Annotated in this window: 1 pseudogene; it reads right to left on the bottom strand. The window is 76.5% G+C overall.

The window, feature by feature from the left end:
- Window positions 1-823 (bottom strand): annotated as a pseudogene (locus IBL25_RS26400) (hypothetical protein); the annotation flags it as partial.

The raw sequence follows: 823 nt of genomic DNA, 5'->3' as shown, positions 1-823 counted from the left end.
GGCGGCGCGGCCTCGGGCGGCGGCGGGCGGGGGGTGGCGTCCAGCCGCAGCACCGCCTGGGGCGGCGCCGGCAGTTCCGGCAGCAAGGCGGCATGCAGCCGCGCGAAATCGTCCCGCGTGGCGTGGGAAATGGCCAGCACGCCATCGGCATGCAGCGCCAGATTGCTGAACCAGCGGGCATAGCCCCGCACCACGCCGGTGGAACACTGCTCGGGCACCACCAGCGGCGCGCAATCATGCAGCAGCGGCACATGGCGCAGGCCGGTGGCGGCGCGGGCGCGGCGCAGGCAGGCCAGGTGGTCCGGCTGCCCCCAGCTGCCGCCCAGCGAGCAGAGCACGGCGCCGGGCGCGAAGGGCAGTGGCGCTTCCTCCAGCACATCGGCCAGCAGGGCGGCGGCATCGCGCCAGGGCGGGTCCACCGCATCGGCGGAGAGGCGCATCAGGTGGTCGATGCGGTGGAACAGCGCGGCCGGCCAGCGCCGCCAGCCGCCGCCCGCCGGCGGCATGGCGCAGAGCACCGGCGGATTGGGCCCGGCCAGGGCGGCGGAGACGATCTCCAACTGCACGCGCTGCATGCCGGAGGGCGCGCGTCGCCCCTTGCCGATCCAGGCGGCGAGGTCGGTGATGTCCAGCACCACGCCCGCCGCCAGTGGCGGTTCCGCCGCGCGCGGAAAGACGCTGAGCCATGCTTGCCAGAGATCCTCCTCTCCCGGCGCCAGGGCCACGGCGCGGGCCAGGGCGGCCTCGGCCTCGGCGGGACGGTCCAGCAGCAGGGCGGCATGGCCGACCTGGCGCAGCAGCGCCGGGTCCCGCGGGCGCAGCA

It is taken from the genome of Pseudoroseomonas ludipueritiae (assembly GCF_014490445.1).
GTDB lineage: Bacteria > Pseudomonadota > Alphaproteobacteria > Acetobacterales > Acetobacteraceae > Pseudoroseomonas > Pseudoroseomonas ludipueritiae.
This window is presented reverse-complemented; position numbering and strand designations above follow the sequence as displayed.